A 26739-nucleotide genomic window follows, 5' to 3' on the forward strand; every position below is an offset into this window, starting at 1 on the left:
CTCACGAAGCGGCGGAAAGGCCGCGTTGGTCCAGGGGGATGGAATTCCACGCCGAGTCGATTTCGCTGAGCAGATCCAGCGCTTCGGTCAGCGCGGTTTCGTCGTTGTGCAGGTTGGCGGCAGTCAGCCGCTGCATCACGTAGTCGTAGAGCGCCGACAGGTTACCAGCGATCTCGCCACCGGCTTCGTGATCGAGCGATCCGTTCAAGTGGCCGACGATCGCGCAGGCTTCGCCGATGGCCTTGCCCTTGCGCGCCTGGTCGCCCTGCGCCAGGCAGGCCTGGGCCAGACGGATGCGCTGGCAGGCGCCGGCGAACAGCAGCGACACCAGCTTGTGCGGGTCGGCTTCGGTCACGCTGGTGGACACGCCGACCTTGCGGTATTGCTCGGCATACTGACGATTGGAACCGTACATGGATGACTCCTCAATGGGCTGACCTTCGTTGGTCCCGGAGCGCTGCGCTCCTGCGACGACGCTCCTGCCGGAAGGCAAGGCCGAAATCACGATAGGCCCTTCTTGTATCGGCAAGACCATTGCGGGACTTGAGGATCCTCATCACGGAAATCAGCTCGTCAGCAGGCTGCTGAGCGAACTGGTGCTGCTCTGCAGCTTGCTGATCATGGTTTCCATCGCGGTGAACTGCGCGGTGTAGCGATCGCTGAGCTTGGTCATGCGCGCGTCGAGGTCATCCAGGTCATCCTCGTAGCCCTTGATCTGCTTGTTCAAGCTGTCCGAACGCAGGGTCAGGGTGCCGTTGTTGGCGTTGACGTTGCTGTCGAGCAGCTTGGTCATGGCCGAGCCGAACTTGCTGTCCTTGCCGAGCACCTCGGCGGCGGCACCGCCGTCGGCGGCGATGGTGGTGTCGAACTTGCCGCCATCGAAGCTCATCACCCCATCCTTGTCGATGGTCAGGCCGAGCGACTTGAGTTCGGTGAGGTTGCCGCTGACCTGGCCGCGCAACTGCTGCTGCAGGCCGCGCACCAGCGAGTCGCCGGTCAACGCCGCGGCGGTCTTGGTGGTGGCATCGTAGGCGCTGCTCTTGGCCAGCAGGGTGTTGGCGGTGTTGTAGGCGGCCGCGTACGCGGTCAGATTGGCCTTGAGGCCGCTGGTGTCGGCCGCAACGCCCAACGTGACCTTGGTGCCTTCGGCGGCCTTGGTGAGGTTGAGCACCACGCCCGGCACGATATCGGTGACGGTGTTGGAACTGGAGGTGCGTTCGAAGCCGTCCACGCGCACCAGCGCATCGGTCGCGGCCACGGACTGGGTCAGGCCGCCGCTGACGCCGGGGCCATAGGTGAGGCTGCTCAGGCTGGGGTCGCTGGCGCTGACGGTCAGCGCGCCCTTGGTACCGGTGTCGACCGCGTTGAACACCAGGTGCTGGCCATCGTTGGCGGTCACCACGCTGGCGGTGACGCCCTTGCCACCGGCCGCCTTGTTGATGGCGGCGGCGATGTCGGTGAGCTTGTCGGTGCCGCTGATGTCCACGGTGATTTTTTTCTCGCCGTATCCGATCGTCAGCGTGCCGCTGCCGACAGTGGCATCGGCGACGAACGCGCCGGAGGCGAGCTTTTGCGCGCTGGCCAGCGAGACCACTTCCACCGAATAGTTGCCCGGCGCGGCCGAGCTGGTGGTGGTGGCGGTGAAGCCGGCATCGGTCGGCACCGTCGCCTTGTAGGCGTTGGTGTCGGCGCTGCTGATGACCTTGTCCAGCGCAGACTTGAGCGTGGTCATGCTGCTCTTGATCTGGCTGATCGCCGACAGCTGCGTGGTCGCGGCGGTCCCGGCCTTGTTGATGCGCGCCTGCTCCGGGTCTTTCTGCCGGGAAACCAGGGTGGACACCACAGTTGGGATGTCCAGACCGGAGCCGGAAGTGCTGATCACCGATGCCATGTTGCATTCCTCGTCTGGGCGTCCAAGCAAGGATGGACGCATGGGATTACGAGACGGGTATCGGCCGCATCCGCCAGGACTTTAGCGGCAGCGACCCCGTTTCGCTCACGAGTGTGGGTAGTGCAAGTTCCATGCCGGCGGGATGCGTCAAAAAACCTGCGCCAGCAAACCGTGCTGCGCATTCGCCCTCAAATCTCGGGCGAAGCAATCTGCGGCCACAAAAAAAGCCCCTCCGAAGAGGGGCTCTTGACTTGGTGCGAAGCGCTGCCGATTACTGCAGCAGGCTCAGCACGTTCTGCGGAACCGACTTGGCCTGGGCCAGCATCGCGGTACCGGCCTGCTGCAGGATCTGCGTGCGGGTCAGCTCGGCGGTTTCCTTGGCGTAGTCGGTGTCGCGGATACGGCTACGCGAGGCCGACAGGTTTTCCGAGGTTGCGCTCAGGTTGGCGATGGTGGAGGTGAAGCGGTTCTGCACCGCACCCATGTCGGCGCGCGAGGAGTTGACCGCGGTCAGCGCCTTGTCGACGATTTCCAGGGCCTTCTGTGCGCCGGAGAACGTGGAGATGTCCAGGGTGCTCAGGGTCGAGGCGGTGGAGCCGGAAGCGGCCGAGGCGGTGGTGATGCCGGCGCCGACGGTGATGCCTGCGGCGCTGGAAGTACCGGCGGTCAGCGAGGTGAAGTCCTGGCCAGCCTTCAGCGATTCGATCTGCACCGTACCGTCGGTCTTGATCGAGGCGTACATGCCGGTCTGGTCGAGCTTGTCGTTGATCGCCGCAGCCACCTTCTTGTTGACGTCGGCAGCGCTCTCGCCGACGCCGATCTTGACGTCCGCGATGGTGACGCTCTTGGCTGCACCGCTGGCGTCCTTGAACGACAGGCTCATGCCGCTGATCGAGCCCGATGCGGTGGAGGTGCCGGTCACGCCAGCGCCGGAAACGGCGGCAGCGAAGTTGGCCTTGCCCAGCGAATCGACGTTGGCGTCGACGATGCTGTTGATGCCGATGGTCTGGCCGGCGTCGGCGCCGACCTGGAACAGCGCGCCGGAGAAGTCGCCGTTCAACAGCTTGGTGCCGTTGAAGTTGGTCTGGTTGGCGACGCGGTCGATTTCGGCGGTGAGCTGCTTGACTTCGGAGTTCAGCGCGTCACGGTCGGTCGGCGAGTTGGTGGCGTTGGACGACTGCACCGACAGCTCGCGGATACGCTGCAGGTTGCTGCCGATTTCGACCATCGCGCCTTCGGCGGTCTGGGCCAGCGAGATACCGTCGTTGGCGTTGCGCGAGGCAACGTCCAGGCCGCGGATCTGCGTGGTGAAGCGCTCGGAGATCGCCAGACCTGCGGCGTCGTCCTTGGCGCTGTTGATGCGCAGACCCGAGGACAGACGCTGGATGCTCGTCGACATGCTCGCGCTGCTGGTGTTGAGGTTCCGCTGAGCGTTCAGCGACATTACGTTGGTGTTGATTACCTGTGCCATTTTGATTTCTCCTAAGCGATTTTTCCGGCAAGGGGGACTTGCCCGGAGCCTCCGCAGGGGGGCCATCAAGTTGGCCGTTGCCGCTGCTGAGATGAATAACGGCGTTGCGTCGGGAACCTTTAGCGAAATCCAGTGTTTTTTTACTGTCTTTCTGCTGCGGGACGAAATACGGAAGCGTTGTGTATCAAGGGGTTTGGTTTATTCGGCAGCACCCCGTAGATCTTTAGCGTTGGTATAACTTTCGACGAATAAACTCCGTCGGCCTGCGCAAGTGCTCGCGCGCAGGAGTGCAGAAAACGCGAGTTTTCTGCTGCAAATCAGCGGATCAGGTTGAACAACGACGACGACTGCATCTGCTGAAAAATCGTTTGAGCGGCCTGCAACGAGGCCTTCTCCAGTTCGTACTGACCAAGCGCCGAGGCGTAGTCCAGATCGCGGATCGACGACAGCGTGGTCTTGAGGGTGACCTCGTTGGATTCGAGCAATGAGTTGGCGTTGTCGATCGCCGACAGCTGCGCACCGCCGGAGGCGCGGGCATCGATCATCTTCGACGAGGCCTGTGCGATGTCGCGCATCGACGACTGCAGCGTGTTGATCATCGCCGCCTTCTGCGGCTGGGTCAGCGTGTCGGAGTTGAGCGCGCCGACCAGGTCGTCGATGGTGGAGAACACGTCCTTGGTGGTGGAGGCGCCGATCTGGAAACTGTCGCCCACCGCCGGTGCGCCGCTGATGCGCATGCGCACGCCGGCCGCGTTGATGTCCTCGCCATCCTTGTAGGTGCCGGTGCCGACCACCGTATTGGTGCTGTCGCGCACCTCGTAGGTGTCGGCGGCGGTGAACTGCACGCTGTAGCTGCCGCCGTTCCAGCTGCCGGTGCTGGAGTCGCGGCTGAAGTCCAGCAGCAATCCGGTGCCGGTGTTGGCAGTGTTGGGGTGCGCATCCACGGTGCCGTCGCCGGTGCGGATACGCATGAAGATTTCGCTGCCGGGCAGGGTGTCGCTGACGAAGGTGTCCGGCGCCACTTCGACCTGTTTCTGGGTCTGGTCGCCGTTGTAGGTGACGCCGCCGCTGCTCTTGATGAACGGTGCGCTGCCATCGGCGGTGCCGCCGAACAGGTAGCGCCCGGTGCCGTCGGTGCTGTTGGCCAGGCTGACCATGCTGTCGCGCAGGGCGGTCAGTTCCGAGGCGATCGCCTTGCGGTCGTCGGGGCTGAGCGAGGAGTTGTTGGCCTGCACCGCCAATTCGGTGACGCGCGCCATTTTGTCGCCGGCCTGCGACAGGGCGTTTTCCTGCAGGCCAAGGCGGTTCTGCACGTTGTTGGCGTTCTCGCCAAAGCGGGTGATCGCGGCCAGTGCGCGATCCAGGCCGACCGCAGTGCCGGCGGCGACCGGATCGTCCTTGGCGGTGACCAGGCGCTGCCCGCTGGCGAGCTGGGCCTGGATCTGGTTCAGCCGGGACTGCTTGGCCGTCATCGACGACACCGACTGGCTGTACATCATGCTGGTGGAGATACGGTCGGTCATCAGCGTACGGCACCCAGGATGGCTTGGAAGATGGTGTCGGCGGTGGAGATCATCTGTGCGGCGGCCTGGTAGGCCTGCTGCAGCTTCAGCATGTTGGCGGCTTCCTCATCGAGGTTGACGCCGGAAATCGAGTCGCGGCTGGCCTGCGCCTGGTCGTTGATGACCTTCTGCGCGTCCGAGGCATAACTGGCCGCACGCGCGGCCGAGCCGACCGAGGTGGTCAGGCCCGACAGCGCGCCGTTGAGCGTGACCGTGCCGCCGCTGAGCGCCTTGGCATCGTCGAGATTGGCCAGCAACTTGGCGTTGCCGTTGTCGCTGGAGCCGGCACCGGTGGGGCCGACGCCGAAGGTGTCGCCGGCCTTGGGCGCGCCGTCCAGCGCAAAGCTCCAGCCGTTGGCGCTGATGGTCTGGCCGGCGGTGTAGGCGAACGGGCCGGTACCGTCGATGGTGTACTGGTTGGCGTCGATGAACTCCACCGACGCCGGGGTCAGCAGCGCCGGGTTCTGCGCATTGGTAACCTTGACGTCGCTGATCTTGCCGGTGCCCAGGTTGGCGACCGTGGCGGTGGCCTTGACCGGGGTGGCCGCGGCAATCCGCGAGGGGTCGGTGATGGCCACCGACAGGGTGCCGGCCAGCCCGGCAGTGGGCTGCAGCAGGAACTTGTCGCCGTTGGCCGGGGTGCCGCCGACCACCAGGCTGACGCCGTTGAGCACCAGCGGATTGGCCGGGGTGCCGGTGCCGCTGAGCGGCACCGCCGAGCCGGTGCTGGCATTGGTGGCCTTCCACGCAGTGCCGTCGAAGCTGAGCGTGACGTTCTGCCCATCCACCGCCGCCATGTTGCTGAAGCTGGCGCTCAGCGACGCGCTGCCGGTGTTGGCGGGGTTGGCGACGGTGGTGGGCGAGCCGATGTTGAAGAAGTTGCCGCCCATCGCGCCGTACAGGTCCATGCCTTGCGCGTGACCGGCGTTGAAGGTGCTGGCCATGCCCACGGCCAGGCGGCCGAGTTCGGCCTGGGTCGGTTCCAGCACGCTGCTGCGGAACTCCAGCAGCCCGCCGATCTGCCCGCCCAGCGAGCTGGCGCTGAGGCTGACATTCTGGCCCTGGGTCTGCATTGCCACCTGCAGTTTGCTCGGCTGATACGGGTCGGCGACGGTGGTCAGCTTGGACGAGGTGGTTCCCACCACCAGGGCCTGGCCGCCGGAGGTGAAAACGTTCATGAAGCCGCCGTCCTGCATCACCGCGGTGCCGCCGGTGTAGCCGACCAGCTTGGACACCAGCGCGTCGCGCTGGTCGAGCATGTCCGGCGAGGCGCTGTCGATGCTGTTGCCGATGGTGCCGTTGATCTTGGCGATCTGCTGGGTCAGGCGATTGACCTCGTCCACCGCGGAGGTCAGGCCGCTGTTGACCTCGTTGCTCAGGCTGTCCATCTGCCCGTTGAGCTGCTTGAAGCGCGTGGCCAGCGAGTTGCCGCTGTCGAGCATGCTCTGCCGCTCGGCGGTGGACGAGGCATTGGACGAGACCGCGCTGGTGGAGTCGAAGAAGTTCGACCACAGCCCGGCCACGTTGGTGGCGGTGTTGGAGTACAGGCTGTCGACGCGGTTGGACAGCGAGGACAGCTGCTGCAGCCGCGACAGCTCGCCGCCGCTGTCGAGCAGGCGCGAGGTGGCCAGCTGGTCGGCCACCCGGCTCACGTCGGTGATCTTGGCGCCATTGCCCACGAACGCGTAGCCCATGTCGGTGGGCGTGCGCGTTGCAAATTCCACACGTTGGCGGCTGTAGCCTTCGGTATTGATGTTGGCGACGTTATGGCTAACGGTCGACAACGCCCGTTGGAAGGCGATCAGCGCACTGGTCCCGGTGGACATGATGGACATGGGCGTTTACCTCAACGACGAATGGTGCCGAGCCCAGCAGGCTCGGCGGTGCTGGCATAGCGGTTGGACAGGTCGGCCGCCGCGTTGCCGATCGCGGCTACTGCACGGTCGATGGTCGGACCGTTGGCGATCGCCGCAATCTTGGCTGCGTAGCCTGGATCGGTGGCGTATCCAGCCTGTTGCAAGCCGCGTGCAAAACCCTTGATATCGGTGCCGGCCTGCAGCGCGGGCTGGTAACGACTGTTGTTCTTCAGCAGCCGCACGTAGTCGGCAAAACTCTCCTCGGCCGAGCCATAGGCGCGGAAATCGGCGGTTTCGGTGGTCTTGACGCCATTGACGTATTCGTGGGTGCCGGTGGTGACCTTGTCGCCGCTCCAGCCGGTGGCCTTGATGCCGAACAGGTTGTTGGAGTCGCCGCCATTGCCGATGCCACGCCGGCCCCAGCCGGTCTCCAGCGCGGCCTGCGCGACCAATGCACGCGGATCCACGCCCAGTTCGCGCGCGGCCTTCTGCGCATGCGTCCAGATCTTGGCGACGAAGCCTTCCGGGGTACGCTCGCCCAGGCTGGCGGCGGCGCTGCTCGCCGCGCTCGCATTGACCGCGGCGTTGGCATCGGCGGCATCGCTGGCCGCCACATCGCTCCAGCGATCGTTGGCCGAGGGCCAGCTCAGCGCGGCCGCATCGTCGCTGCCGGCATCGCTGCTGCCGGTGCGCCCGGCGATCAGATCCAGCACCTGGCTCATGCCGATGCCGCGCAGGCCGCCTGCGCCGATGCCTGCAGCAGTGCCGGTGCTTGCGCCGACGCCGGTCGCCGCGCCATCGCGGCTCGGCAACGGCAACGAGGCGTCGCGCTTGCCGGCCACCAGCGAATAGGCCTTGGCGGCATCGGCGGTGCTCAGCGAGGTATTCAACGCCGGGCCGCCGGTGTCGCCGCTCAGCTGCTTGGAGATCATCGCCGACAGGCCCAGCCCCTTGCCATCGGTCAGCGCCTTGGCCATCTGCTGGTCGTACATCTCGCGGAACATCTGGTTTTCGCCCGGAAACATCGGGTCGCCAGAGCTCGCATCGCGCATGCTCTTGACCAGCATCTGCGCGAACTGTCCTTCGAGCTGACGTGAGACCTTGTCGATCTTGGCGGGATCGGCCTTGGTGCTCGGGTTGAGATCAATGGGCGAGGCTGCGATACGCATGTCAGATCACCTCCAGCTCCGCCGTGAGCGCACCGGCTTGCTTGAGCGCTTCCAGGATGGCCACCAGGTCGCCGGGAGCGGCGCCCACTTCGTTGACCGCACGCACGATCTGATCGAGCGTGGTGCCGCCTTCGAACTTGAACATGCGGCTGCCTTCGGAGGTGGCCGTGATCGTCGACTGCGGGGTCACCGCGGTGCGGCCGCCACTGAAGGCGCCCGGCTGGCTGACGTTGGTGTTCTCGCTGATGGTCACGGTGAGCGAACCATGCGCGATCGCCGCCGGCATCACCCGCACCAACTGGCCGATCACCACCGTGCCGGTGCGTGCATTGACCACCACCTTGGCCGGGGCATCGCCCGGAGACAGTTCGACATTTTCCAGCCGCGACAGCAGGCCGATACGCGCGCCGGGATCGGTCGGCGAGCGCACTGCCACGGTCACCCCGTCCACCGCACGCGCGGTACCGGCGCCGAAGCTGCTGTCGATCGCCGCGACCATGCGCGAGACGGTGGTGAAGTCGTTCTGGTGCAGGTTGAGGGTGATCTCGCCGCTGCCGGCAAACACGTCCGGCAATGCGCGTTCGACGGTGGCGCCGTTGGGAATGCGGCCGACGCTGGGAATGTTGACCGACACCCGCGAGCCGTCCTTGCCCTGCGCGCCGAAGCCACCGACCACAAGGTTGCCCTGCGCCATCGCATAGACCTGGCCGTCGGCGCCTTTCAGCGGTGCCATCAGCAGGGAGCCGCCACGCAGCGACACCGCGTTGGCGATCGAGGACACGGTGATGTCGATCGGCTGGCCGGGCTTGGCGAACGGCGGCAGTTCGGCATGGATGGCCACGGCCGCGACGTTTTTCAGCTGCGGATTGACGTTCGCCGGAACATTGACGCCCAGCTCGCCGAGCAGGTTCTTCAGGCTCTGCACGGTGAAGGGCGCCTGGCTGGTGCGGTCGCCGCTGCCGTCCAGGCCGACCACCAGGCCGTAACCGACCAGCGCGTTGCCGCGCACGCCGCCGACCTGGGCAAGATCCTTGATGCGCTCGGCCGAGGCCGGCGCGGCGATCGCGCAGACCGCCACAGCGGCAGCCAGCAGACGGAAGGGCAGGGAAGACAGGTTCATGGTCGCAGGCTCAGTAGGGCGACAGACGGGAATTGAAGAAGCGGCTCAGCCAGCCCATCGCATTGGACTGCGCGATCGCGCCGCGGCCGCCGTAAGCGATGCGGGCGTCGGCCACCTTGCTCGAGGGCACGGTGTTGTCCGGGGCGATGTCGGCGGCGCGCACGATGCCTTGTACCTGCACCAGTTCGTCGCCCTGGGTCAGGCGCAGGTTCTTCTGCCCCTGGATCACCAGATTGCCGTTGGGCAGGCGCTGCATCACGGTGACCGTGACGCTGCCCTGCATGCGGTTGCTTTGCGCGGTGTTGCCCTTGCCGTCGAAGCTGCGATCGCCGCTCAACGAGTTCTGCAGCACGTTCAAGCCACCGACGGTGAGTGGCGCTCCCAGCAGCGTCGGCGCGGCCATGGTGGTCGCGTCCTTCTTGCTGATGCTGGTATTGGCGGTGGACGAGGCGGTGGTGCTTTCCACCAGGTTCACCGTCAGCAGATCGCCGACATCGCGGGCGCGGCGGTCGCCGTACAGGTTCAGGCTCGGGCCGGCGGCGTAGATCGCCCCGGCGGTGGGCTGCGCCACCGGCGCGACCACCGGCACGATCGGCGCCAGTTCGGCGAACGGCCGCACATCGCCGGCCGCCACGCAGCCGCCCAGCAGCGCGCTGCAGGCAATGGCGAGGCACAGGGAGGAGAGAGAAGGCAGGCGGGACATGGCGTGGATTCCTGAGAGGGCAGCGACCGGCGGGCCGATCAGACGTTGTTGTTCAAGTAACCGAGCATCGAGTCGGTGGTGGAGATCGCCTTGGCATTCATTTCGTAGGCGCGCTGCGTTTCGATCATGCTCACCAGCTCTTCCACCGTGTTGACGTTGCTGCCTTCCAGCGCGCCCTGCACGGTGTTGCCCAGGCCGTTGAGGCCGGGGGTGCCGTTCTGCGCGGGGCCGGAGGCGGTGGTTTCGACGAACAGGTTCTCGCCTTTGGACTGCAGGCCCGAGGGGTTGATGAAGTCGGTCAGCGTCAACGCGCCGATTTCCTGCGCGGCGGCCTGGCCGGCCAGCGTCACGCTGATGGTGCCGTCGTTGCCGATGGTCAGCGACTGCGCGCCTTCGGGGATCTGGATGCCCGGCTGCAGCGGGTAGCCACTGTTGGTGACCAGCTCGCCCTGCGCATTGATCTGGAAGGTGCCGTCGCGGGTATAGGCCGAGGTGCCGTCAGGCATCTGCACTTCGAAGAAGCCGCGGCCGTTGACCATCACGTCGAGCGCGCGGCCGGTCTGCTGCTGGCTGCCCTGGTCGAAGCCCTTGAAGGTGGAGACCACCCGCACGCCGGTACCCAGCTGCAGGCCGGTCGGCAGCTGCGTCTGCGCGGAGGTGGAACCGCCCGGCGCACGCACCTGTTGGTACAACAGGTCTTCGAACGCCGCACGATCGCGCTTGAAGCCGGTGGTATTGGTATTGGCCAGGTTGTTGGAAATGACCGACATGCGCGTCTGCTGCGCATCCAGTCCGGTTTTGGCGACCCACAAAGCCTGATTCATGACCCGATTCCTCGTTAGACCCGGGGATGTGTTCCGGGTACGGGTGGGTATATGCACGTGCCGTGCCAAACCCGCGTCGGATTTTTGCCGGCTGTGCACTGGATCACGCGCAGCGGGCGCGACGTCCTGCGCTGGACGGGCTGGCGGCGGGCAGGTAGCGGCTAAGCGGAAGCGGTGGACACCTGCGCGGCAGATCAGGTGCGCTAGATCGTTCCCCGGTCAGCGATATGTGCGACGACGTGTGAACCCTTGGCGCTGCGTGCGGAAGGGTTCTTGGGAGCGCGCGGTGTCCTCACCGCCCGCGGGACACGCCGCAAGTACGTCCATGTAGGCTCGGTGGCGGCATCCATGCCGCCACACGGTCCCGCAATCGGCGAGGCCACCGCACCAGAGAGTTTGAAGGTTGCTTTCTTAAAGCTTGTCCATTGCTCGGCTTGCATTGAGAAGATCATTGGAAGCGCCGTTATCCAAGCAACCCACGTCAGGCATTGTTTGCACCATGCACGCCGACCATCTCGACAGGTCCTTGCCGGCCCACCGTCGCGGGACCTTACGCGGCATGGATGCCGCGTAAGCGCCTACACGAACGTACTTGCGGCGTGTCCTGCGATGGTGGGCGAGCGAGGGCCCTGCAGCCAAGTCACAAACCAGCCGCTCTGCAGCGAATGCCCAGATCAACAGCATTGCCAACCGCACACACCTGGTCGACAAACCATCGGTAGTCAGCGTCAAGCGCGTACAAACCACCTGCGAGACCGCAGGAGTCAGAGTCGAACGACATGTCACTTCGCTCGCGAGCCACGTCCCCCGGGCGGCCGCCATCCAGGTGCTCAGCAGCGCGGCAAGTCAACCGGCGGTGCGTCAATGGGCGCCAGTGACGCTTAGCCGCTGGCCCGCAGCAGCGAATTGGCCGACTGCGCGTTGTCGTCGCCGTTCTTGATGATCTTGACCTGCATTTCGAACTGCCGCTGCAGCTGGATCATCTCCACCAGCGCGCCGGCGGCATCCACGTTGCTGCCCTCCAGCATGCCGCTGTTGATGGTCTTGCCGGTGGCCACTGCAAACGCCTGCGCCGGGTCGGTGCTGGTGTTACGCATCAGCCCGTCCGGGCGCCGCGTCAAACGGTCGGCGGGGGCGTCGACCACCTTCATCTTGCCGACGATGGCCATGGTCTGCGGGCCTTCGCCCTGCGGAATGATCGAGATGCTGCCGTCGCTGCCGATCTCCATCGCCTGGTGCGGCGGGATCGTCATCGGGTTGCCGCCCTCATCCAGCACCGCATGCCCATTGGCGGTGACCAGCTGGCCATTGGCGGTGAGTGCCAGCTCGCCGTTGCGGGTGTAGGCCTCGCTGCCGTCGGGCGACTGCACCGCCAGCCAGCGGTCCTGCTGCAGCGACACGTCCAGCGGGTTGCCGGTGACCTTCTGGTGGCCCTGGCTGCGGTCGAAACCCTGGTCCACATGCAGCGCATCGATCCGCGACGGATAGCCCTTGCCCTGGATCTTGAACGCCTCGGTATTGGCCAACGCAGCCTTGAACCCCACCGTATCGACGTTGGCGAGATTGTGCGACACGGTGCCCTGCGCCTGCAGGGAGGCGCGGGCGCCGGTCATCGCAACGTAGAGAGCTTTGTCCATGAGGCACCGGGATTGGGGAGTCGGGATTCGGGATTCGTAAACGCGGGCTATTGCGACCTGGCAGAAGAGGGGGTAGGGCCGGTATCCGCTTGACGGAGTACCGGCTCTTGCCAATCCCTAATCCCCAATCACTCATCCCAGCCGTTAACGAATATTGATGATCGTCTGCGTGACCTGATCCTGGGTCGAGATCATCTGCGAGTTGGCCTGGAAGTTGCGCTGGGCCACGATCATGTTCACCAGCTGCTCGGTCAGGTCCACCGTGGACGATTCCAGCGAGCCGGATTCGATCTGGCCCAGGTCCGAGGTGTCCGGCGCGCCGGTGCGGGCGGCACCGGAGGTGTAGCTTTCGGCCCACATGTTGTTGCCCTGCGATTGCAGGCCCTGCGGGTTGACGAAGGTGCTCAGCGCGACCTGGCCCAGCGGCTTGTCGGCGCCGTTGGAGTAGCGCGCGAACACCACGCCGCTGGTATCGATGCTGATCTCGTTGAGCTTGCCGCTGGCGTAACCGTCCTGGCGGGTGTCACGCAGCGCGAAGGCTTCGCCGTACTGGGTCGAGCCGCTGACGTTGAGCTGCATGTTCAGCACGCCGGCGCCGGTGCTCGGGGTGAACGGGTCCATTGTGATGATGCCGTTGGCCGGGGTGGTCAACGCGCCGGTATCGGAGAACTGCAGCGTGGTGGGCGCGCCGACCGCGGCACCGTCCACGTAGTTGTGCACCTGCCACTCGTTCGGGTTGGCGGTCTTGACGAAGTAGGAGGTCTGCACATGGCTGACGCCCAGCGAATCGTAGACGTTGATGCCGCCGGTGGAGTGGCTGTAGGTCTTGTCGTCGGCCGGGCTGAACGGGGTCACCGACGGGGCGGTGGCATTGCCGGGCAGGGTGAAGGCCAGGTTGACCGTGGAGGTCGACTTGGGCGGGCTGTCGGTGGTGAGCAGCTGCAGGTCCGACAGGCGGCCGACGTCGAAGCCGTTGCCGCTCGGGTTGGGAGCGAAGACCTGCAGGCGCGCGCCCTGCGGATTGATCACGTAGCCGTTGGCATCGGTCTGGAAGTTGCCGGCGCGGGTGTACATCTTGGCGCCGTTGGAGGTCACGGTGAAGAAGCCTTCGCCGGAGACCGCCAGGTCCAGGCTGCGCCCGGTCGGGTCGATATTGCCCTGCGAGAACTGCTGCGCCACATTGCTGACGCGCACGCCCGAACCCACCGCGTTGCGCGACAGGCCGTAGCTGGTGCTCTGGAACATGTCGGCAAACTCGGCACGCGATTCCTTGAAACCGGTCGTGTTGACGTTGGCGATGTTGTTGGAGGTGACGTTCAGATCGGCATTGGCTGCGTTGATGCCGGACAACGAGGTATTGAAAGCCATGGATGAGGTCCTTTGAGTGTCGGTTGCCGGCTCAGCTGACGCGGAGCACGTTGGCGAGCGGGGAAGTGCCTAGCCCGGTCAGGTTGAGATACAGGCCGTCCGAGCCGATCGTGACGCTGTCCACCGGCGCGTCGACATAGGTGGACAACTTGCTTTTGGAACCGGCGGTGTCGGTCTGGGTGGCGGTCACGCCGTACTTGCCGGCGGCCATGCGGTTGCCGTTGGCATCGGTGCCGTCCCAGGCAAACGACACTTCACCGGCGGCGCTGGCCGGCACGCTGAGCTGTTTGACGAAGGCGCCGTTGGCATCGGTGATTTCGAAATTGACGGTGCCGGCCGAGGTCGCGGCGACCACGCCCTTGGCCGAATTAGTGGCATCGATGGCGAGCTGTGCGGAGGGCACCAGCACGTTGTGCCCGACCAGCGAGGCGCCCTTGAGCACCTGATCGCTGCTCTGCGCTGCCGAGAAGCTGCTGACCTTGGTATTGAGGTCGCCGATACCCTGCACGGTGGAGAACTGCGCCAGCTGGCCCAGAAACGCGCTGTTTTCCATCGGCTTGAGCGGGTCCTGGTGCTGCAGCTGCTCGGTCATCAACTTGAGGAAGTCGGCCTGGCCGAGCGATTCCTCCTTCTTCTTGGTCGCCGTGGCGCTGCTGGAGGTCAGCCCGAGGCTGGTGTAGAGGTCACTACCGATCGTGCTCATGTGAAAGGGTCCGTAAGGGAAGGGTCAGCTAGGAGGGTCAGCGACCCATGGTCAGGGTGGCGAGCGCCAGTTCCTTGGCGGTGTTGAGCATTTCCACGCCGGCCTGGTAGTTGCGCGAGGCCGAGATCATGTTGACCATCTGCGAGACCGGGTCCACGTCCGGCGAGAACACGTAGCCATCGGCATCGGCCAGCGGATGGCCGGGCTCGTAGCGACGGATCGGCGGAGCGTTGGTGGTGGTGATCTCCTTGACGTTCACCGAGGTCAGGCTGGGGTCCTGGCGACTTTGCTGGGCCTGGAAGATCGGCTCGATCGGCTTGTAGGTCGCCTCGGCCGAGCCAGCGACGGAGTCGGCATTGGCCAGGTTGGAGGCGATGGTGCTCAGGCGGACCGACTGCGCGTGCAGCGCCGAGCCGGCCACATCGAAGATGGGTAGATTGCTCATGACTTATTGGCCGGTGATCGCGGTGAGCATCGAGCGCACCTTGGATTCGAGGAAGCTCAGCGAGGCGCGGTATTCCAGCGCGGCGCGGCCGTAGGCAGCACGTTCGGCATCGGGATCGACGGTATTGCCGTCCAGGCTGGGCTGGTCGGATTCGCGGGTGATCTGGAACGGGTTGAGTCCGGCACTGCTGCCGATCTCGTAATGCTTGGCGTCGGTGGTCTGCAGCAGGGTGCCGTCGCGCACGCCTTCGGCCGATTTGAGCGCCGCCTCGAAATTCAGATCCTTTGCCTTGTAGCCAGGGGTATCCACATTGCTCAGATTGCTGGCAATGAGCTTCATGCGCTGCTCGCGTAGCGGCAGAGCATCGCCGTGGATGCCTAGAAAGGACGAGATGGAATTGGACACGGTGCTCTCCCGCGAGGTGTTACCAGGGAGAAAGCAATGTTTGTGCCAATCGAGGTGGTACGGGCCGCGGAACGCGGAGAACAATCGGAGCTGCCGACGAACGGCGGCTTGGCCGTCCGGGAGAAGCGGTGAACCTGCGTCCGTCGCGGAGCTGGTTCACTCAGGCGCGCCAGGCCGGAAGGTTCGGCACTAACCGAGGCGCGATCCGGCCACGTCCGGCGTCAGCGGATGTCACTTTAAAGCGGGTTGATGCACACCGCCCCGACTTCAATGCTGCCGGGCTCTTGGAAGCCCGGCGCAGCGCCTTGTCGCTGCCATCGGCTCCGACCCGGCAGCCGCCTGGCTTGCTCAGGCCGCTTCGGCGACCACTTTCAGGCGCGCCAGCACGTAGTCGGCCAATTCGTGGGCGCTGTACTTGGCCACGAAGGCATTGGCGCCCACCTGTTCGACCATGGCGTTGTTGAACACGCCCGACAAGGAGGTGTGCAACAGCACGTACAGGCCTTGCAGGCCCGGCGTGCGCCGGATTTCCGTCGTCAGCGTGTAGCCGTCCATGGCCGGCATTTCGATGTCGGAGATGACCATCGCATAGCGGTCGGCCGGATTCTCGCCTGATGCAGCCACCTGCAAGAGGTGGTCCAGCGCCTGGCGGCCGTCGGACAACAAGGTCGCCGAGACGCCGAGCTGGTCGAGCACGCTGCGGATCTGCTGGCGCGCCACGCGCGAGTCGTCCACCACCAGTACCTGGAACTGCCGGTCGTAGGCGACCAGCTGCAGCGAGGGATCCAGCTGCACGTCCTTGCTGACCTTGGCGATGTCGGCGAGCACGCTTTCCACGTCGATGACCTGGATCAACTCGCCCTGGAAGCGCGTCACCGCCGTCAAATAAGTGGCTTCGGCGCCCAGTTCCGGCGGCGGATGGATATCTTCCACCGCAATATTGACGATGCGCTCCACGCCGCTGACCAGAAAGCCCTGGACCGAGCGGTTGAATTCGGCCACCACCAGATAGCCGGGGCCGTTTTCCGAGTGCGCGTCGCGTTCCGGGTGGCCGATCGCCAGGCCCAGGTCCAGCACCGGCACCGAGCGCCCGCGCACGTCGGCCACGCCGGCGAACTCGGTCGGCAGGCCGGGCACCTGGAACAGCTCCGGGCGGCGCAGCACCTCCTGCACCTTGAACACGTTGACGCCAAAAAGCTGGCGCCCGCCCAGCCGGAACAGCAGCAGGGCCAGTCGGTTGTGGCCAGCCAGACGCGTGCGCTGGTCGATGCGGTTGAGCAGATCGTGGGTCATGGGGCAGATATCGACAGCGCCCTCGGAAAACTTGAGCGGTTTTAGCCTGGCGTGGGGGCGCTGTCGGGATTGGGGAGTCGGGATTCGGGATTGGCTCAAGCGCCGGGATCTGGTGATTTGGGATTGGGGATTGGCTCAAAGGCGTGAATGAGCGCGTTGGTCAGGCCGTTACTGCTTCTGCAGCCCTGAAGACTTCGGAGACAGTTGGTCGGATAGACGCGCTGGCTCAAAGGGCCTTGGCACCGGCCAAATGAATCACCCGCCAAGCCGCTTTTACAAATCCCCAATCCCAACTCCCCAATCCCGGCAAAAAACAGGCACGCCTCTTGCACTGCCTGTTCCGTCTCCCTCCGGATCTGGTCCCATGCGCCTGCTCCTGCTTGTCATCTTGTTGGCTGCCGCTCCGGCCTGGGCCCAGAGCTATCAGTCTGTCGATTCCATCCGCGCTGCGGCGCTGGCCACCGTTGGCCCGGATGCCGAGGCCGAGGCCACGCTCGATCCGGGCTTGCGCATGCCGGCCTGCCCGATCGCGCTGCAGGCGCAGCCGACCGGCACCAATACGGTGGAAGTGGCCTGCCCGCAGCCGGCCGGCTGGCGCCTGTTCGTGCCGCTGAAGGTGCGCCGCAACCAGGATGTGCTGGTGCTGCGCCGCGGCATCAGTGCTGGAGAAACCATCTCGCTGGCCGATATCAGTATCGAGAAGCGTGACGCCGCCCGCATCGTCGGTGCGGTGCTGGCCGATCCGGTGGCGGCGGTGGGCAAGACCGCCCGGCGCATCCTGCCGGCCGGCTCGCTGCTGTCGGCCAACGATCTGGTCACCCAGCGGCTGGTCCGGCGCGGCGATACCGTGCCGCTGGTGGCGCGCAATGGCGGGCTGGAGGTGCGCATGAGCGGTCGCGCGCTGTCCGATGCCGGCGAGAACGAGCGGGTTTCGGTGGAAAATTCCTCTTCGCGCCGGGTGGTGCAGGGGATCGTCGAAGCGAGCGGGACCGTTGTGGTGTCCAGATAGAAAATCGCTATAAAGTTTTTTTTTGGCATGCCGTTATCCCCTACGACCTGTAGAGGAGTTCCCGACATGAGCCAGAAAATCGAAGGCAATCTACCGACCGCTGCAACCCTTCGCACCGCGGCCACGAGCAGCAAGATCGCCTCGGCCGGTGAAGATCGCGCGTCCCCGATCGCCGCATTGCCGCCGACCGACAGCGTCAAGCTGACCGGTGAGGCGACCAACCTGCAGAACCTGCAGCGCACGCTGTCGCAGTCCTCGGCGATCGACACCGGTCGCGTCCAGGCAGTGAAGGATGCGTTGCAGAACGGCAGCTACTCCATCAACCCGGATGCCATCGCCAGCCGCATGATGGATCTGAATCAGCAACTGGCGGGCTAATCCCCGACCCAAAGGATGAACGTGAACGAGTTCCTGCAACGTCTCAGCGATGCGCTGGCCGGCGAACGCCAGGCATTACTCGAGAACGACATCGATGGGTTGATGCGCCATACGCAGGACAAGCTGTCGGCACTGCGCGCGCTGGAAGCGGCAATGCCCCAGGGCGAAGAAGAGCGGCTGCGCGAACTGGCCGAAGCCAATCGCGCCAATGGCGCGCTGCTGGCACGCCGGCGCCGCGAGGTGAACTGGGCACTGCGTCATCTGGGCCGCACCGAGAGTGCGCCCTCCTACGACGCCAAGGGCCAATCGAGCGTGCTGCGCGGCGGTCGTTCGTTGGCAGTGGCCTGAACCACCGCAGCGTGCCCGAGCGCACGCGCAGGCTGGACCAGGTGTTTGCGGCGCAGCTTTGAGCTGCCCGGCGTGCAAGAGCGTGGCCCCGCGCAATACGAGGCCTGGGCGGTTCGGCGTATATTGAAGTGTCCTCTACGCCGCCCTGTCCCGTGACTGCCAAGTTTTTTCTCAATCAAACCCTGTTACCGTCCTCGACCATGCTGCGCGCCTTCGGCGACCAGATGCTGGAGGGCGTGCTGCTGTTCCGCGCCGACGGGCAGCTGATCCTGGCCAACGCCATCGCCCGCCAGAGCCTGTGCAAGGAAGATCCTGCCGACGACCGCAATCTCGGCGAGCGGATCTCGCAGGTGCTGCCGTCGGATGCGCTGAATCAGGCGCGCAGCAAGGGCAGCTGGACCGGCAGCCTGCCGGTGGCCGATCGCGTGGTCATCGCGCATCTGTACTACAACGAGGAGCAGGGCGTCGGGCACTTCCTGGCGCTGTTCCACAACATCGAAGGCCAGCAGGACTACGAGCGCGAGCTGCAGCAGCGCCATGCCGAACTGCGGCAGGCCTATCTGCGTTTGAACGGCGCGCAGGACAAGCTGCTGCAGTCGGAAAAGATGGCCTCCATCGGCCAGCTGGCTGCCGGCGTGGCGCACGAAATCAACAATCCGATCGGTTACGTGCATTCCAATCTCGGCAGCCTGCAGGAATATCTGCGCAGCCTGTTCACGCTGATCGAAGCCTATGAGCGCGCACTGCAGGCGCCGGATCCGAAGGCGCTGATCCCGGAGATCGACGAGATCCGCAACCGCGCCGACATAGACTTCATCAGCCGCGACCTGCCGCAGTTGATGGCCGAATCGCGCGAGGGCATCGAGCGAGTCACCCGTATCGTGCGCGACCTCAAGGACTTCTCGTATTCGGACCGGTCCGAGTCGTGGAAGATGGTCGACCTGCATGCCGGTCTCGAATCCACGATCAACATCATCTGGAACGAGCTCAAGTACAAGGTCACGCTGGAGCGCAATTACGCCGAGCTGCCGTTGGTGGAATGCCTGCCGTCCGAGCTCAACCAGGTCTACATGAACATGCTGCTCAACGCCGGCCAGGCGATCGTCGAGCGCGGCACGATCACCGTCACCACCGGCCGCGACGAGACCGAGAATGTCTGGATCCAGTTCCAGGACAGCGGCGCGGGCATCGCCCCGGACCTGCTGCAACGCATCTTCGACCCGTTCTTCACCACCAAGCCGGTCGGCAGCGGCACCGGCCTGGGCCTGTCGATCTCCTACGGCATCATCAACAAGCACCACGGCCGCATCGACGTCGAAAGCGTCCCGGGGCAGGGCGCCAGTTTCCGCATCGTGCTACCGGTGCGGCAGCCGCGGTAGCGCTTCGCGCTGGGATTGGGGAGTCGGGATTAGGGGTTGGCAAGAACGGTTTTGCCGCGCTCTTGCCGTCTGCCTTGCTCAGCGAATCTCCGATTGCGGCTCAGGAATATCGCTGTTGGCTTTTGCTTTTACCAATCCCCAATCCCGAATCCCTACTCCCGGCCGTTACGCAGCTCATCATGCGTGCGAAATGCCTGACGAATGTGCTCGCGCAGTTCGTCGTCGTTCCAGGGCTTGGTCAGGAAGCGGTAGATCGCGCCGCGGTTGATCGCTTCGGTGACCGTGGCCAGGTCGGTGTAGCCGGACAGCACCAGGCGCACGGTGTCGGGGTAGAGCATCTTGACCCGGCCCAGGAACTCGGTGCCGCTCATGTCGCTCATGCGCTGGTCCGACAGGATCACCTGCACGTCGTTGGTGGCGAGCAGGTCGAAGGCGTCGCGCACGTTGCCGGCGGCCAGGATGCGGTAGCCATCGCGGCGGAACAGGCGCACCAGCGAGCGCAGCACGTTTTCTTCGTCGTCCAGCAGCAGCAGCGTGCGGTCGGGGCGGCTTTCGGCGAACGATTCCGGACGCAGGTAGCGGCGGCGTAGCGCCATGCCGGCCGACTCGGCCGACATTGGTTCGCCGAACAGGTAGCCCTGGAAGATGTCGCAATCGTTGCGCCGCAAAAAGCCCAGTTGCGCCTGCGATTCCACACCGTTGGCGATCACTGTCATGCCGAGCTGGTGGCCCATCGCGATGATCGCGCGCGCAATCGCCGCCTCGCGGCTGCCGGCCGGCGCGCTCTTGATGAAGCTGCGATCGATCTTCAGCCGGTCCACCGGATAGCGCACCAGCGCGCTCAGGCTGGAATCGCCGGTACCGAAGTTGTCCAGGCTCAGGCTGATGCCTTCGTTGCGCAGGTTGGCCATCGTCTCGTGGACGAAGTTGACGTTGTTGGTCAACGCGCTTTCGTTGATCTCCAGCGTGACGAACTGCGCCGGCACGCCGGCGGTCTGCAGCATCGCCATCACTTCGTTGAAGAAACCCGGGCGCAACAGCTGCAGCGTGGACACGTTGACCGCGATGCTGAAATCGTCGAAGCCCTGGTCGCGCCACAGCCGCGCCTGGCGCACCGCGTTCTGCAGCACCCATTCGCCGATCTGCACGATCACCCCCAGGCGCTCGGCGGTGCGCATGAAGCGCTCCGGCACCAGCATGCCCAGGGTAGGCGACTGCCAGCGCAGCAGCGCTTCCATGCCGACGATGCGGCCGTCGCGTGCGCTCACCAGCGGCTGGTAGCGCAGCCGCAGTTCGCCATGCGGGATCGCATCGACGATCTGCCGCGCAATGATGCTTTCGCTATGCGCATTGGTGGTCGAGTTGCGCGTGTACAGCCGCACCGTATTGCCGCCTTCGCGTGCGGCCTGGTAGCTGGCTTCTTCGGCGTAGTCGAGCAGGATCGACAGCGAGGTCGAGTGTTCCGGGCACAGGCTGATGCCGACCTTTCCGGTCATGAACAAGGTGTACGGCAGCACCGACAGCGGCAGCTCCAACTGCTGGCGGATCTCTTCGGCAAAATCCTCCGGCAGCGGGGTGTCTTCGCGACGCACCGCCACCACCACCATTTCATCGCTGCCATGACGCCACAACTTGCCGCGCGTGCCGAGAAAATCCTGCAGCCGGCGCGCCACCAGCGTCAGCGCCTGATCACCGACTTCGGCACTCATGTTCTCGTTGATCGAGGCGAAGTGATCGATATCGATGTGGAACACCATCAACGGCGGGCCGCCGGATGCGGCAGCGTCCACCAGATGCAGCAGTTCGGGATTGCCCGCGCCCAGGCGGGTGGGTTTGACGATTTCCAGTCCGGGCGGGATTACGGGGCTCCACATGACTTAACGTCCACCATCGTCGTGGACGGACTCGCCGACCGGGTGATAGGGCAGGCGCAACGTCACGCGCGTGCCTGCTCCGGGTGCTGATTCTATCGCGAGCGCACCGCCGACGGTTTGCGCACGCTCACGCATCACGATCAGCCCGAGCCCACGCGGGCCTTCCGGTTCGAAGCCATCGCCGTCGTCGCTGACTTCCAGGCGGAAGCTCTCGCTGTCGATCGAGTACAGCCGCATGTGCACTTCGCCGGCGCAGGCGTGGCGCAGCGCGTTGGTCAGGCTTTCCTGCGCAATCCGGAAGCACGCCTGCTCGATCTCGTTGCCCGGGCGCACGTCCAGTGCCTGGATGTCCAGCTCCAGCCGCACCGGCGATGCACGAAACAGCATCGAGGCCTGCCAGCGCAGGGCCGCTTCCAGGCCCAGCGCATCCAGCTGCGGCGGACGCAACAGCATCGACAGGTTACGCAGCTTGGTCACGGTGCTGTCGGCCAGCGACACCACTTCCAGCAGGTCTTCGCGGCGCGCGTCAGGATCCGGCTCGTCCAGCGCCGCATGCGCGGACAGCTTCATCGCGGTGATCGCCTGGCCGATGTCGTCGTGGAGATCGCGCGAGATCGCGCGGCGTTCGTCCTCCTGCAGCGAAAACAGGCGCTTGGCCATCGCCTGCAACTCGACATTGCTCTCAGCCAGCGCATCGCGCATGCGCTCGGGTTCGCTCAGGTCGCGTACCACCAGCAATTTGCAGCTGCGTCCGCCATAGCGGATATCGCCGGCCGATAGGCCGGCATAGAACGTGCTGCCATCGCGACGGCGCATCGCCCGTGCGCTGGACACCGGCTCGTTGCGATCGCTGCCCGCGCGCAGGTACTCGCGCACCACCGGCAGGTCGCTGTCGCCGACCAGCGTCTGCAGCGGCTCGCCCAGGATGGTTTCGCCCTGGAAACCGAACTGCACCGACCCGGCGGCATTGGCATACATCACGTGCTCGTCGGCTAGGATCAGCACGCCATCGGGCAGCACCCTGACCAGCTCGCGGAACTGCTCCTCGCGCTCGCGCAGCAAGCGGCGCGACTGCTCGCGCTCGCTGACGTCCTGCAGCGTGCCATGGATATGCCGGGCGCCGTTCGGGTTGGTGACGCTTTCGGCGCGCAGATGCACGGTGCGCGGCTGCGAATCGCCGCCGGTCAGCGGCAGCAGCACATCGATCTGCACGTCGCCACCGGTGCACATGTCCTCGATCATGCGTTCGATCCGCGCCTGGGTGGCTGTGTCCGAGGCGGTCAGCAGTTCTTCCAGCCGATGCTCGCGCCGATGCATCGGCACGCTGCGGCCGAGCAGGCGGTACACCGCCGGCGAGTAGCGCCCCAGTCCGGTTGCGCGATCCAGCTGCCAGGAACCCAGCCGCGCGATGCTCTGCGCTTCTTCCAGCCGCTGCAACGCCTCGTCGCGCAGATGCTGTGCCTGGCGTTCCTCGCTGCGGTCCACGGTGACCACCAGGCGGGCAGGGCCGCTGGCCAGATGCAGCTGGTTGCTGCGGATCTCGACATGGCGCGGGCCGCTGCGGGTCAGCAGATCCTCGTGCAGGGTGCAGGTGGCGTCGCCCTTGGCGCGGATCTGGGCGATGATTTCCTCCAGGCGCGCGCCGTCGGCGTTGGGCCAGATCGCCTGCAGTGTCTGCTGCAGGAATTCGTCGCGCTCCCAGCCGAAGAATTCCAGCGCTGCCGGGTTGGCATCCAGGATGCGCAGCGTGGCCAGGTCGTAGATCAGCGCCGGGCTGGGCAGGGCCAGGAACTTGGCCTGCAGCACCGCCTCCGATTGCGCCAGTTGCGCGTGCTCTTCCACGATCAACGCCACGAAACGGCGCAGCACCAAGTGGATCACCACGCTCGACACCAGCAGGAAGCTGGCGTCTGACCAGCGTTCCGGCATGGCAGCGCCGGCCAGGTGCAGCAGCCGGTTGCCCAGCAGCAGCCAGATCACCCCGACCAGCAGATACAGCCCGGTCAGGGTCCACAGACCTTGCTGCAGGCGCTCGGCGAGGCGAAGACGGGACACGGGAGCGGACGAAAACGCGGGCGCGGCGACAGGATGAGGCATGGGTCCGCGGACGACCTTTGGTGCTGGCGATGCAACCATCTTAGCCGCAACTCGTCCCGGTTCGGTCGAGCCCGAAACACGCGCCTCAACTAATCGGGGAAACGGCCGTTATCCATTGCGACTCCGAAGGCCGGGGTCGATTCTTCGGAGTGTTCCAGAGTGGACTCAGGCGTCATTGCAAGCATGCTGCAGCACCCGCTGACCTCGGCGGTGGTGTTGTTGGATGCGCATGGTCAGCCTCTGGCGGCCAACCGCGTTGCGCAATCGTTGGGATTGCCGGCCACCCTTGGCGCCTATGCCGAAGTCCTGGAAAGCAGTCGGGCCCAGGTGGCCAACAGCGGCGGCATGACCGCCTGCGTGCTGCCGGGTACTGGTGGCGGGCGTCTGGAGGGCTGGCTGCGCGCGGTCAGCGACGAACACGGCCAGGTCATGGCCTTCACCCTGAGCATTCCCGAGCCGATGGGCGCCGACGGTACCAGCCGCTGGGAAATTGGCCTGGACAGTGCCGATCACGGACTGTGGGACTGGGACATTCCAGCCGATGTGGTCTACCGCTCCGAGCGCTGGACCCGCATGCTCGGATATTCCGAACAGCCGTTGCCGAACAATCTCACCGCGTTGTCCGGGCTGATCCATCCCGACGACCACGCGCTGGTCAGTGCGGCCGTGCAGGCGCACCTGGACGGCCGCACCGATACCTATACCGCCGAATTCCGCCTGCGTCAGCACGACGGCCAATGGCGCTGGATCCTGGATCGCGGCCGCGTGGTCTCGCGGACCGCCGACGGCCGCCCGTTGCGCATGGTCGGCACGCATACCGATGTGCACCACCACAAGTTGCTCGAGCAGCAGCTGCGCGAGCAGCAGGCCCAGCTCGAAGAGGCCCAGCGCATCGCCAGCATGGGCAGCTGGAGCTGGGACACGCTCAAGGACACGCTGTGGGTGTCGCCGGATTTCCTGCAACAGCTCGGCATGACCCAGCAGCGCCTGCAGGGCATTCGCGACATCCTGCGCCTGCTGGGCCGGCCGTCGGTCGCGCATCTGCGCAGTGCCTGGCGCAAGATCAAGCACGAAGGCCTGCCGGTGCATTTCGAGCTGGAAATCAACGGGCTTGCCGGCGTCAATCCGCATCACCTACGGGTCTGGGCACAGCCGGTGTTCGACGGCAATGGCGGCATGGTGCGTCTGCTCGGCCAGTTGCAGAATGTCACCGAGCAGCGCCAGACCGATGCATTGATTCGCTGGCGCACCGAGCTGCTCAACCGCGTGTCTGCGCTGGGCAAGATCGGCGGCTGCGAGATCGAGGTCGACACACGGCGCATGCAGTGGACCGAGGAGTGCTACCGCATCCATGGCCTGCGCAAGGAAAACATCACCCTGGAGCAGGCGCTGTCGCTGTACACGCAGGATTCGCGCGACGCCTTCGAGGCGGCGCTGCTGCGTATCTCCGACGGCGGCCTGCCCGAACAGCTGGAGCTGTGTTTCTACCGCAACTCCGGCCAGCGGATCTGGGTACAGGTGCTGATCGAGCTGGATCGTCGTGAAGGCCTGCCGCCGCGGTTCGTCGCCTTGTTCCGCGACGTCACCCGCGAACGCGAAGCCAACGAGCGCATCGAGCTGCTGGCCCACTACGATCGCCTGACCGGTCTGCCGAACCGCTTCCTGCTGCGCGAGCAGGCAGAGAACGCGATCCGCGAAGCGCACGAGCGCGGCCAGGTGCTGGCGATGCTGCTGATCGATCTGGATGGCTTCAAGAGCATCAACGATTCCTTCGGTCACGCCACCGGCGACAATCTGCTCAAGCTGGCCTCCGCACGCCTGCACCAGCATCTGCGCAACAGCGACCTGTTCGGTCGTTTCAGCGACGACGAATTCATCGTGCTGCTGCGCGATCTCTCCGAACCGGAAGACGCCGGCCATGTTGCGCGCAAGCTGATCAGCGCGCTGGGCGAACCGCTGCGCAAGGATCACGTCACCCTCAAGCTCGGTGCCAGCATCGGTATCGCGCTACAAGGTGAAGGCCTCTCGGATTTCGATAGCCTGCTGCGCGCCGCCGATGCGGCGATGTATGCAGCCAAGGAATCGGGCCGCAATACCTTCCATTACTACAGCCAGGACGTGCTGATGCGCGCCCAGCGCCGCCTGGAGCTGGAACACGCGCTGCAAGGTGCGCTGGAACGCGAAGAGTTCACCCTGGTCTATCAGCCGCTGGTCAATACGGTGGGCGAATCCTCGCCGGCGATCGAAGCGCTGATGCGCTGGAATCGCCCCGGCCATGGCCAGTGCAGCCCGGTCGAGTTCATTCCGATTGCCGAGGAGTGTGGCGAGATCGTGCGCCTGGGCGAATGGGTGATCGGCGAGGCCTGCCGTCAGGCCGTGGTCTGGGACCGCGCCGGGCTCAATTTCAGCCGCATCGCGGTCAACGTGTCTGCAGTGCAGTTGCGCGAGCGCGGCTTTGCCGAGCGCGTACTGGAAATCTGCCGCGACAACGGCTGGTCGCCATCGCGCCTGGAACTGGAATTGACCGAATCGGCCTTGATCCGCGATTCCGACTCGCTGCGCCGCTGCTTCGAGCTGTTCGAACAGAATGGTGTGCTGTTGGCGGTGGACGACTTCGGCACCGGTTTCTCCAACCTGCATTACCTCAACCGCTTCCCGGTGCAGCGTCTGAAGATCGACCGCAGCTTCGTGCAAGGCATGCTCGACGACGCCAACACCGCCGAAGTGACCCAGGCCATCGTGCATCTGGGCCACGCGCTGGGCATGCAGGTGGTCGCCGAAGGCGTGGAAACGGTGCAGGAAGACGCATTGCTGCGCCAGCAGGGCTGCGACGAAATCCAGGGCTACTTCTACTCGCGGCCGCTGTCGCCGCGCGACATGGCGCAGTGGCTGCGTGAAGCCGAAGCCGGCATGCGCCTCGGCGCACGTCTGGTCCTTGCCAACTGACGCAAGCTGTCGCAGCGCCAGGCGTCGCCCGCCGCCCTATTGAAATGCGCCGCTCGAAAGCTCAGCGAGTCGAGGGCGCGATGCCCTCGCCACTTGCGGGACACGCCGTGAATCCATCCCTGGAGGCTCCTCGGGTTCCAGCAACCGGCAGGGGCACCGCGCCAGAGAGTTGGTCGGTGGCCAGACAAAAACACACATATTGCAAGGCCTTGAGACTTTGAGAAGTCCATAGCCTGCCTGTCGAAAGCCTGCCTGTTATTC

22 protein-coding genes are annotated in these 26739 nt (G+C 65.3%); 5 read left to right on the plus strand and 17 right to left on the minus strand.

All coding sequences use genetic code 11. From position 1 onward, the window contains the following. Position 1 precedes the first annotated feature (1 nt). The 15 genes from fliS to ABQ039_RS09620 all read right to left on the minus strand — a co-directional run bounded on the left by fliS (position 2) and on the right by ABQ039_RS09620 (position 16447). Entirely contained in the window at positions 2-415 is a 414-nt protein-coding gene (gene fliS / locus ABQ039_RS09550; protein WP_024939606.1) for a flagellar export chaperone FliS, read from the minus strand. 150 nt (positions 416-565) lie between these two features. Continuing rightward, on the minus strand, positions 566-1891 hold the full coding sequence (fliD, locus tag ABQ039_RS09555; RefSeq protein ID WP_039521497.1) for a flagellar filament capping protein FliD: 1326 nt from the start codon (positions 1889-1891) through the stop codon (positions 566-568). A 271-nt stretch (positions 1892-2162) separates the two neighbouring features. Next, the gene (locus ABQ039_RS09560; protein ID WP_024939608.1) at positions 2163-3362 is read right to left on the minus strand and encodes a flagellin; all 1200 of its coding nucleotides are present in this window, start codon (positions 3360-3362) and stop codon (positions 2163-2165) included. A 317-nt stretch (positions 3363-3679) separates the two neighbouring features. Next, the gene (gene flgL, locus ABQ039_RS09565; protein ID WP_104542846.1) at positions 3680-4885 is read right to left on the minus strand and encodes a flagellar hook-associated protein FlgL; all 1206 of its coding nucleotides are present in this window, start codon (positions 4883-4885) and stop codon (positions 3680-3682) included. Continuing rightward, a complete protein-coding gene (gene flgK, locus ABQ039_RS09570; RefSeq protein ID WP_349777816.1) occupies positions 4885-6759 on the minus strand; it encodes a flagellar hook-associated protein FlgK in 1875 nt (624 codons plus the stop codon). Before flgK ends, flgL begins: the two co-directional genes overlap by 1 nt. A gap of 11 nt (positions 6760-6770) precedes the next feature. After that, positions 6771-7949: a flagellar assembly peptidoglycan hydrolase FlgJ gene (gene flgJ, locus ABQ039_RS09575; protein WP_184612024.1), complete on the minus strand. Its 1179-nt coding sequence runs from the start codon at positions 7947-7949 to the stop codon at positions 6771-6773. 1 nt (position 7950) lies between these two features. Continuing rightward, entirely contained in the window at positions 7951-9069 is a 1119-nt protein-coding gene (locus ABQ039_RS09580; protein ID WP_039521506.1) for a flagellar basal body P-ring protein FlgI, read from the minus strand. A gap of 10 nt (positions 9070-9079) precedes the next feature. Then, positions 9080-9772, minus strand: a complete 693-nt coding sequence (flgH, locus tag ABQ039_RS09585) for a flagellar basal body L-ring protein FlgH (protein WP_016901722.1) — start codon at positions 9770-9772, stop codon at positions 9080-9082. A 38-nt stretch (positions 9773-9810) separates the two neighbouring features. After that, positions 9811-10596 carry a flagellar basal-body rod protein FlgG gene (gene flgG, locus ABQ039_RS09590; RefSeq protein WP_016901723.1) on the minus strand — a complete coding sequence of 262 codons (786 nt, stop codon included), beginning with the start codon at positions 10594-10596 and terminating at the stop codon, positions 9811-9813. Positions 10597-11477: 881 nt separating this feature from the next. Next, positions 11478-12233 carry a flagellar basal-body rod protein FlgF gene (gene flgF, locus ABQ039_RS09595; protein WP_349777815.1) on the minus strand — a complete coding sequence of 252 codons (756 nt, stop codon included), beginning with the start codon at positions 12231-12233 and terminating at the stop codon, positions 11478-11480. Between the two features lie 144 nt (positions 12234-12377). After that, positions 12378-13601, minus strand: coding sequence for a flagellar hook protein FlgE (gene flgE / locus ABQ039_RS09600; protein ID WP_016901724.1), 1224 nt, complete (start codon positions 13599-13601; stop codon positions 12378-12380). Positions 13602-13632: 31 nt separating this feature from the next. Beyond that, complete coding sequence (locus tag ABQ039_RS09605) at positions 13633-14304, minus strand: flagellar hook capping FlgD N-terminal domain-containing protein (protein WP_016901725.1); 672 nt, start codon at positions 14302-14304, stop codon at positions 13633-13635. A 37-nt stretch (positions 14305-14341) separates the two neighbouring features. Further along, positions 14342-14749 carry a flagellar basal body rod protein FlgC gene (gene flgC, locus ABQ039_RS09610; protein ID WP_005914451.1) on the minus strand — a complete coding sequence of 136 codons (408 nt, stop codon included), beginning with the start codon at positions 14747-14749 and terminating at the stop codon, positions 14342-14344. A 3-nt stretch (positions 14750-14752) separates the two neighbouring features. After that, positions 14753-15154, minus strand: coding sequence for a flagellar basal body rod protein FlgB (gene flgB, locus ABQ039_RS09615; protein WP_024939612.1), 402 nt, complete (start codon positions 15152-15154; stop codon positions 14753-14755). A 348-nt stretch (positions 15155-15502) separates the two neighbouring features. Then, the gene (locus ABQ039_RS09620) at positions 15503-16447 is read right to left on the minus strand and encodes a chemotaxis protein CheV (protein WP_016901727.1); all 945 of its coding nucleotides are present in this window, start codon (positions 16445-16447) and stop codon (positions 15503-15505) included. A gap of 364 nt (positions 16448-16811) precedes the next feature. On the opposite strand from ABQ039_RS09620, the gene flgA reads away from it, so the two are divergent. The 4 genes from flgA to ABQ039_RS09640 all read left to right on the plus strand — a co-directional run bounded on the left by flgA (position 16812) and on the right by ABQ039_RS09640 (position 19561). Beyond that, positions 16812-17456 carry a flagellar basal body P-ring formation chaperone FlgA gene (flgA, locus tag ABQ039_RS09625; RefSeq protein ID WP_024939613.1) on the plus strand — a complete coding sequence of 215 codons (645 nt, stop codon included), beginning with the start codon at positions 16812-16814 and terminating at the stop codon, positions 17454-17456. 66 nt (positions 17457-17522) lie between these two features. Next, a complete protein-coding gene (gene flgM / locus ABQ039_RS09630; protein ID WP_016901729.1) occupies positions 17523-17834 on the plus strand; it encodes a flagellar biosynthesis anti-sigma factor FlgM in 312 nt (103 codons plus the stop codon). Positions 17835-17849: 15 nt separating this feature from the next. Beyond that, positions 17850-18182 (plus strand): hypothetical protein, encoded by a 333-nt coding sequence (locus ABQ039_RS09635; RefSeq protein WP_024939614.1) that lies wholly within the window; start codon positions 17850-17852, stop codon positions 18180-18182. Between the two features lie 152 nt (positions 18183-18334). Beyond that, positions 18335-19561, plus strand: a complete 1227-nt coding sequence (locus ABQ039_RS09640) for an ATP-binding protein (protein ID WP_039527359.1) — start codon at positions 18335-18337, stop codon at positions 19559-19561. 152 nt (positions 19562-19713) lie between these two features. Here the strand turns inward: ABQ039_RS09640 and ABQ039_RS09645 are convergent, their stop codons facing one another. Then, positions 19714-21435, minus strand: a complete 1722-nt coding sequence (locus ABQ039_RS09645; protein ID WP_016901733.1) for an EAL domain-containing protein — start codon at positions 21433-21435, stop codon at positions 19714-19716. A gap of 3 nt (positions 21436-21438) precedes the next feature. Continuing rightward, the gene (locus ABQ039_RS09650; protein ID WP_184612020.1) at positions 21439-23571 is read right to left on the minus strand and encodes a PAS domain S-box protein; all 2133 of its coding nucleotides are present in this window, start codon (positions 23569-23571) and stop codon (positions 21439-21441) included. 120 nt (positions 23572-23691) lie between these two features. Between ABQ039_RS09650 and ABQ039_RS09655 the strand changes: the two genes are divergently transcribed. Further along, positions 23692-26478, plus strand: coding sequence for an EAL domain-containing protein (locus tag ABQ039_RS09655; RefSeq protein WP_179465880.1), 2787 nt, complete (start codon positions 23692-23694; stop codon positions 26476-26478). The last annotated feature ends 261 nt before the right edge of the window (positions 26479-26739 follow it).

Source organism: Xanthomonas sp. WHRI 6108 (genome assembly GCF_040202385.2).
GTDB lineage: Bacteria > Pseudomonadota > Gammaproteobacteria > Xanthomonadales > Xanthomonadaceae > Xanthomonas > Xanthomonas arboricola.

What these genes read in the sequence shown, in the direction of transcription:
- ABQ039_RS09635 (WP_024939614.1), top strand. Translation starts at nt 17,850, where the DNA reads ATGAACGTGAACGAGTTCCTGCAACGTCTCAGCGATGCGCTGGCCGGC.
- flgC (WP_005914451.1), bottom strand. Translation starts at nt 14,749, where the DNA reads ATGAGCAATCTACCCATCTTCGATGTGGCCGGCTCGGCGCTGCACGCG.
- ABQ039_RS09645 (WP_016901733.1), bottom strand. Translation starts at nt 21,435, where the DNA reads ATGTGGAGCCCCGTAATCCCGCCCGGACTGGAAATCGTCAAACCCACC.
- flgA (WP_024939613.1), top strand. Translation starts at nt 16,812, where the DNA reads ATGCGCCTGCTCCTGCTTGTCATCTTGTTGGCTGCCGCTCCGGCCTGG.
- ABQ039_RS09580 (WP_039521506.1), bottom strand. Translation starts at nt 9,069, where the DNA reads ATGAACCTGTCTTCCCTGCCCTTCCGTCTGCTGGCTGCCGCTGTGGCG.
- flgJ (WP_184612024.1), bottom strand. Translation starts at nt 7,949, where the DNA reads ATGCGTATCGCAGCCTCGCCCATTGATCTCAACCCGAGCACCAAGGCC.
- ABQ039_RS09650 (WP_184612020.1), bottom strand. Translation starts at nt 23,571, where the DNA reads ATGGTTGCATCGCCAGCACCAAAGGTCGTCCGCGGACCCATGCCTCAT.
- flgL (WP_104542846.1), bottom strand. Translation starts at nt 4,885, where the DNA reads ATGACCGACCGTATCTCCACCAGCATGATGTACAGCCAGTCGGTGTCG.
- flgG (WP_016901723.1), bottom strand. Translation starts at nt 10,596, where the DNA reads ATGAATCAGGCTTTGTGGGTCGCCAAAACCGGACTGGATGCGCAGCAG.
- flgK (WP_349777816.1), bottom strand. Translation starts at nt 6,759, where the DNA reads ATGTCCATCATGTCCACCGGGACCAGTGCGCTGATCGCCTTCCAACGG.
- flgE (WP_016901724.1), bottom strand. Translation starts at nt 13,601, where the DNA reads ATGGCTTTCAATACCTCGTTGTCCGGCATCAACGCAGCCAATGCCGAT.
- ABQ039_RS09560 (WP_024939608.1), bottom strand. Translation starts at nt 3,362, where the DNA reads ATGGCACAGGTAATCAACACCAACGTAATGTCGCTGAACGCTCAGCGG.
- ABQ039_RS09605 (WP_016901725.1), bottom strand. Translation starts at nt 14,304, where the DNA reads ATGAGCACGATCGGTAGTGACCTCTACACCAGCCTCGGGCTGACCTCC.
- ABQ039_RS09620 (WP_016901727.1), bottom strand. Translation starts at nt 16,447, where the DNA reads ATGACCCACGATCTGCTCAACCGCATCGACCAGCGCACGCGTCTGGCT.
- flgM (WP_016901729.1), top strand. Translation starts at nt 17,523, where the DNA reads ATGAGCCAGAAAATCGAAGGCAATCTACCGACCGCTGCAACCCTTCGC.
- fliD (WP_039521497.1), bottom strand. Translation starts at nt 1,891, where the DNA reads ATGGCATCGGTGATCAGCACTTCCGGCTCCGGTCTGGACATCCCAACT.
- fliS (WP_024939606.1), bottom strand. Translation starts at nt 415, where the DNA reads ATGTACGGTTCCAATCGTCAGTATGCCGAGCAATACCGCAAGGTCGGC.
- flgF (WP_349777815.1), bottom strand. Translation starts at nt 12,233, where the DNA reads ATGGACAAAGCTCTCTACGTTGCGATGACCGGCGCCCGCGCCTCCCTG.
- flgH (WP_016901722.1), bottom strand. Translation starts at nt 9,772, where the DNA reads ATGTCCCGCCTGCCTTCTCTCTCCTCCCTGTGCCTCGCCATTGCCTGC.